Annotated in this window: 6 protein-coding genes; 3 read left to right on the top strand and 3 right to left on the bottom strand. The window is 37.2% G+C overall.

All coding sequences use genetic code 11. The features are described from left to right. Nucleotides 1-167: 167 nt before the first annotated feature. The 3 genes from K345_RS23705 to K345_RS0117200 form a co-directional block, all read right to left on the bottom strand. Complete coding sequence (locus K345_RS23705; RefSeq protein WP_281169342.1) at nucleotides 168-302, bottom strand: hypothetical protein; 135 nt, start codon at nucleotides 300-302, stop codon at nucleotides 168-170. A 252-nt stretch (nucleotides 303-554) separates the two neighbouring features. After that, entirely contained in the window at nucleotides 555-1,592 is a 1,038-nt protein-coding gene (locus K345_RS0117205; RefSeq protein ID WP_028975216.1) for a hypothetical protein, read from the bottom strand. Nucleotides 1,593-1,725: 133 nt separating this feature from the next. After that, on the bottom strand, nucleotides 1,726-2,133 hold the full coding sequence (locus K345_RS0117200) for a hypothetical protein (RefSeq protein WP_028975215.1): 408 nt from the start codon (nucleotides 2,131-2,133) through the stop codon (nucleotides 1,726-1,728). A gap of 243 nt (nucleotides 2,134-2,376) precedes the next feature. On the opposite strand from K345_RS0117200, the gene K345_RS0117195 reads away from it, so the two are divergent. The 3 genes from K345_RS0117195 to K345_RS21670 all read left to right on the top strand — a co-directional run bounded on the left by K345_RS0117195 (nucleotide 2,377) and on the right by K345_RS21670 (nucleotide 6,058). Next, nucleotides 2,377-4,146: an ABC transporter substrate-binding protein gene (locus tag K345_RS0117195; protein WP_028975214.1), complete on the top strand. Its 1,770-nt coding sequence runs from the start codon at nucleotides 2,377-2,379 to the stop codon at nucleotides 4,144-4,146. A 75-nt stretch (nucleotides 4,147-4,221) separates the two neighbouring features. Then, nucleotides 4,222-5,151, top strand: coding sequence for an ABC transporter permease (locus K345_RS0117190; protein WP_211227918.1), 930 nt, complete (start codon nucleotides 4,222-4,224; stop codon nucleotides 5,149-5,151). 10 nt (nucleotides 5,152-5,161) lie between these two features. Further along, a complete protein-coding gene (locus tag K345_RS21670; RefSeq protein WP_053228434.1) occupies nucleotides 5,162-6,058 on the top strand; it encodes an ABC transporter permease in 897 nt (298 codons plus the stop codon). Nucleotides 6,059-6,063: the final 5 nt, after the last annotated feature.

The raw sequence follows: 6,063 nt of genomic DNA, 5'->3' as shown, positions 1-6,063 counted from the left end.
AAGTGAAATGTTTGCTCATAAAGATGATTATCAAGTGGGAAAATGCAATTCTTTTGACAATTAGTATGATAAAAAACATGAATAGAAAGTGCTAAGAGACTGTCATAACTCCATAGGTAGGTTCAATTGGCAATGTAGGTATTCGGACATGATGTCATAGCCGGAGATTACAAGATAGTAGTCAGTTCTAAGGATGTAGATTCTGCTTTATCAATCTTGCAAGCTATCTTTGAAGGTGAGTATAAACGATCCCAAAGACTTCCTGATCTATTCAAACTAATTTTCTTAAGTTGTACCAGCATTGTTCACCATTCCTTATTACACCAGAATACCTAGTAACTACAAAGCTGCCAAAATTTTTGCAGCTATCGTTACCATAGGTTCTGTGCTAGGAGGGATACTAACACTAAGAACATTTCCTGAGATGATGGGACTAAGTGTATTTTCGTTAGTTATATTAGCAACGATCAAAAGCTTAAGCCTCCGAAACAAGGGGAACACAGTTCAGTCTTTTCTCTTCATGTTCCCCTTACTAGCTTTGTAAGTAATAGAACCTAGAAGACAAAGTTTAGGGACATATTTTGAGTAAAGCCTCTGCGGCTCTTTATATAATCCTGATCAAGGGGAAATAAATACCCAACACGAACATCAGCAATAATGAAACGATTCTTGAATAATTCCAGACCTACATGTGGTTCAAAAGTAAAAATATGTTCTATATCCTCATCGGAGGTAAAAATCATACCACCAATTTCAAAACCACTAAAAGGATTAAAAAAAGTTCGTTGTCCACGGCCTAGATAACGGGGATAGAAATCTTTTCCATAGCAATAGGTCACAATATCATTGATAACATTATCACCGGATTTCTTCTCATAAGGTTTTAAAACGCCGATGACTAAGTAAGCTCTTCCTTTAGTGAACATATATCGAAGAGATCCACCATAATAATCAGTTACCAGGTCTTCAGAAGAATTCTCCAGATGAAAGAAATTTGTCTCAGCACCAGGCATATTGATAAAGTTACCAAAGGCATTATCAGAAGTAAGATCCTGTATGGATTTTTCTGCTAACTGAACCTGGATAACTGATACACCGACCTTGTCTGTCATAGATCTTATGGATTTTTGCTTTTCATATATTTCTTTATCAATTTCTCTTTCTTTATCGAAGAGATCTTTGTAATTGTTAGCATTATTGTTTTGCTTGGGAAGTTCTGATGAATAGACTTCTTTTTGTGATTGAAGATAATCCAATTCAAAATGAATATCATCGATGGAATCTTTGAAATTATTACTTTCAATGATCTTAAGATCAGTTATTCCTAATTGCTCAATCGCCTGGATAGTTAAGTCAAAGTTTTCCTCATTAGAGAACAATTCATAACGGCTTTGTTTAGAAGTATTATCGATATCAGAGCTATTAACAGTGATTACGTAGGTATCTATTATTTTATTAAGCTCTTTATTAGCTTGTTGAATATCATCCACGATCATGTGAACAGTACCATTTTGTTGAAGCTCATCGTCCTGACCAAATATAAAGTTACCTAGCGTGACCGTTAAAATGATTAAAAATATTCCTTTTTTCAATGGAAGCCCCCTGACTTTATGGATAAACATAATATAAAACAGAATCTAAGAAATACAGGATAAGGTCATAGAATTCAACAGTATCAGTACAGTATTTATGTTTTTTTACCCTTATATATGTAAGAATTGAGTGCTACCCAATAAATGTAGCATAGGCCCGAAAGAAAATAGCTATCAGAAACAGGATAATCCCTATAATGACAGGCCAGACAATACTGCGAGGAGTATACTCTTCAGGCATGTGAGGTTTATAGAATAAGGCTTCCTGGATAAAGGTTCCTATTATGGCAAAAACAATATTGATACTAATACGAGGTGTGGAACCTATGATAGAGAGGAACATATTCACACCAACAAACACCAAAGAGGTATAAAGGAAGGCGAAAATAATAACATTGCTAGCCTCTCTGGTCTTCCCTAATCTTAGAAGATTAGAGCGTAATAGCATTCCCCCTAATATACAGGTGAATACAGAGGAAAATATTCTGATTACATTTTTTGAATAAAGGACAGGTTCCTGACTGTTATCTTCTTGGGCCATTAAGAGTACTCCTTAGTAAATTGATCATGAGATTAACATGAATCACAAGGGAACAGAAAGAGATTCCCTTACTTAAGTAGAGGAAATACCTTCTTTGCTTAAACCAATTAAGCTATTGAATAAATGCTTAAGTCTATTTTACCATGTAATGCTGATCTAGTTCCTATGAGAACTTCGTAGACAGTGAGAACTAATCTTCGATATAATCACAGTTATATTCATAACAAAAAGAAGGAGGAATATATGAAGAAACTACTTCTATTACTCATCTCTCTAACCCTTGCTATTGCTGGAATCAGTGCAAATGGCCAAGGCGAAGGAGGAAAAAAAGTATTAAATCGCTATGTTATAGCAAAAATTAAGTTATTTGATCCTGCCCAAATGTCTGACAAATATACAAGTTGGGTATATGGTGACATTGGAGAGGCCCTATTTGACTATAAGTACACAACAGATACTTTTCAGCTAAAACCTTTAATTGCCTCTTCCATGCCAACTGTATCTGATGATGGAATGGTATATACAATTAAGTTGAGAAAAGATGCTTACTTCTATGACCCTTTAAAAGAAGTATTTCCTGAAGGCAAGGGACGTGCTGTTAATGCTCATGACTTTGTTTTCTCCATAAAGAGATTAGCAGATCCTGCTAACGAATCAACAGGTTGGTGGCTTTATGATGGTTATATTAAGGGATTAAATGAATGGGCTGATGCTGGTGCTGATTATGATCAGGAAGTAGAAGGATTTAAAGCTTTAGATGATTACACAATCCAAATGACTTTGAATAAACCTTATCCTCAGATTTTATATACTTTATCAATGCCCTATACCTATCCTGTACCAAAGGAAATGATCGATTTCTATGGTGAGGAATGGAAGAATTATGCTATTGGGACAGGCGCCTATTATCTAAATCCGGATGAGACAATTCCTGATGCCCAATATGTGATGGATAAGAATCCTTCATGGCATGGGGGAATATTCCCTGAGTTTAGCGAAGCAGGACCTGAGACAATAAAGATCCTTGGGGAAGACACATTAAAATCTTATGCAAGCAAAAAGCTTCCCTTCGCAGATGAAGTTGTGTGGTACGTTATAGAAGAAAGCAGTGTGCAATGGCTTAAATTCATGAACGGGGAATTAGATTACACAGCCATTCCCAAAGACAATTATGATGCCACCATCCAAGATGGTAAGTTAACACAAGAGATGATTGACAAAGGTATAACATTGAATATTTGGGGATCTCTGGATGTTACATACAACTTCTTTAATATGAATGATCCTATTCTTGGACAAAACAAGAAGTTACGACAGGCAATGTCCCTTGCGTACAACCATGAAAAAGCCCTGGACCTTTTCTACAATGGACGAGCTAAATTAGCACAAACCTTATTACCTCCTGGTGTTGGAGGATATGATCCTAACTACAAAAACCCTTATGCCACTTATGATTTAGAAAAAGCCAAGCAATTGTTGGCAGAAGCGGGATATCCTAATGGTGAAGGATTACCTACCTTAGAATACCAAATGTATAGTGCTTCTACGACACATAGACAAATGGTTGAATTCTTCATTGACTGTATGAAAGCTATTGGAGTTAATGTAGAAGCCGTACCTGGTGACTGGCCCACTTTCAACCAACGCATTGATAGAGGGGAAGTTCAATTAGGTGGTATCGCTTGGGGTGCTGACTATCCTGATGCACAAAACTTCCTACAATTAAATTATGGACCTAATTCTGCTCCCGGACCTAACTCAGCCAATTATAACAACCCTACTTTCAACTCTCTTTATGAAAAGGGAGCTTTCATGCAACAATCTCCTGAAAGAGATGAAATATACAAAGAAGCTGCTCAACTAGCAGCAGAAGACGTTTCATGGATCATGGGTGTTCACCGATTACAATATTTCCTAGACCAACCATGGACTAAGACATACATGTATAAGGACATCGGAGCGGGATACTCTAAGTATATTGACTTCGATCAAGCTGAAAGAGCTTCTAAATAATACTCTTATATTAAAGACAGGAAGGATGATACTTCCTGTCTTTATATTGAATTAGGTGACTACATGATTAATTATATGATTCGACGCCTTTTATATTTTGTCCCCATTCTATTAGGGGCGGCGTTAATTTTCTTTCTTATCTTCAATGTTGTGGGAGGTCAGGACAAATACCTTTATAATCTACTTCCCCAAAAGGCCAGAACATTTGAGCAAATTGAACGATACAAACATCAATATGGTTTAGATAGACCCCTTATTGTTCAATACTTTGAATACGTCAAGCAAATGGTAACCTTTGACTTTGGGCGTTCCCAATCTCGTAAACTTCCCGTTGACCGTTTGATAAAAAGAATGGTTCCCGTTTCTGCGATTCTAACTTTTCCTGCTTTTATAATGGAAATTGCTATTTCCCTGATATTAGCTGGACTTTGTGCTTTCTTCAGAGGAAGGACTCTTGATAAATTTTTGACAATTCTATCGGTATTGGGAATGTCTGTTCCTATGCTGGTATTAATTATGCTGGGACAATATATATTAGCCTATAAATTGAATCTCTTTCCTATATCAGGGTGGCAAAAGGGATTCGGAGCTATCCAATACCTTATTCTTCCCTGGATTCTGTGGGTAACTGTATCAATCGGTTATGATATCAGGTTCTTCAGAACAGCCCTTCTGGAAGAGATCAATAAGGATTATGTCCGGACTTCAAAAGCAAAAGGGATGAGTGAAACTCAGATCATGTTTCGCCATGTTTTAATGAATGCCATGATTCCTATCCTTTCCTATGTGGTCATTCAAATACCCTTTCTCTTAACAGGTTCGATTATGTTGGAGCGATTCTTCAGCATTCCAGGAATCGGTAGCCTCATGGTTGATTCCATTTTTAATTATGACCTGCCCGTTCTTAAAGCTATTGTGCTTGTTTATACCCTATTCTTTGTGGTTTTTTCCTTGGTTACAGACGTTCTGTATGCCCTAGTCGATCCACGAATTAGATTGAGTTAAGGAGGTTATTATGGAACAAACACAAACACCCCCTTTGAAAGAAGGAAAAAGTCCCCTTGCCTTGTCTATGAAACGTTTGGGAAGAAATAAATTAGCCATGGCGGCTTTTGCTGTTGTGGTATTCTATATCCTCATGGCCATTGCCTCTCAATTGAACCTATTTGGCATACATAATATTGCCACACAAAATAATTATGACAATCGTTATGTAATGCCCTTCACCAACTGGAGTCATCCTCTGGGAACGGATAACTTTGGTAGAGACGTTATGGCCAGAGCTGTTATGGGAACGAAGATTTCTCTTTTCTTGGGATTTCTTTCTGGTCTTATTATGATTCCTATTGCTATTGTCATTGGAGCTATAGCTGGTTATTACAGTGGTTATATTGATGACATTGCTACCTATATTATGAGTGTTGTCATTGCTATACCGGAAATGTTGATTATTCTTAGTTTGATACAAGTGGTTGGTCGTAGCTTTTTTACGATCGCCTTTGCCTTTGCGATCACAGGCTGGGTAGGATTAGCTCGTATTATTCGGGGCTCTTTTATGCAATCCAAGGAATTTGAATATGTCCTGGCAGCAAAGAACCTGGGAGCTAGTGATGCACGAATCATCTTCCGCCATATTGTTCCCAATATCTTCCATTTTGTCATTGTTAAGTTTGTTCTTAACTTTGTAAGTGTTATCAAGTCAGAAGTATTCCTGGCTTACATTGGGTTGTCCATTATCGGTGTTCCTACCTGGGGGACAATGCTGGATGACGCCAAACTGGAATTAATGAGTGGTAATTGGCAGAACATGATTGCGGCTACTGGTTTTATGTTTATCTTCCTTGTGTGCCTCAACATTTTTGGTGATGCTGTAAGGGATGCCTTGGATCCAAAACTCAAGAATGTGAATTAGAAGGG

Origin of the sequence: Spirochaeta cellobiosiphila DSM 17781, from assembly GCF_000426705.1 — a bacterium.
Lineage (GTDB): Bacteria > Spirochaetota > Spirochaetia > DSM-17781 > DSM-17781 > Spirochaeta_E > Spirochaeta_E cellobiosiphila.
This window is presented reverse-complemented; position numbering and strand designations above follow the sequence as displayed.

Excerpts from the sequence above, each read along its gene's own strand:
- K345_RS23705 (WP_281169342.1), bottom strand. The coding sequence starts at position 302 with ATGCTGGTACAACTTAAGAAAATTAGTTTGAATAGATCAGGAAGTCTT.
- K345_RS0117200 (WP_028975215.1), bottom strand. The coding sequence starts at position 2,133 with ATGGCCCAAGAAGATAACAGTCAGGAACCTGTCCTTTATTCAAAAAAT.
- K345_RS0117195 (WP_028975214.1), top strand. The coding sequence starts at position 2,377 with ATGAAGAAACTACTTCTATTACTCATCTCTCTAACCCTTGCTATTGCT.
- K345_RS0117190 (WP_211227918.1), top strand. The coding sequence starts at position 4,222 with ATGATTCGACGCCTTTTATATTTTGTCCCCATTCTATTAGGGGCGGCG.
- K345_RS21670 (WP_053228434.1), top strand. The coding sequence starts at position 5,162 with ATGGAACAAACACAAACACCCCCTTTGAAAGAAGGAAAAAGTCCCCTT.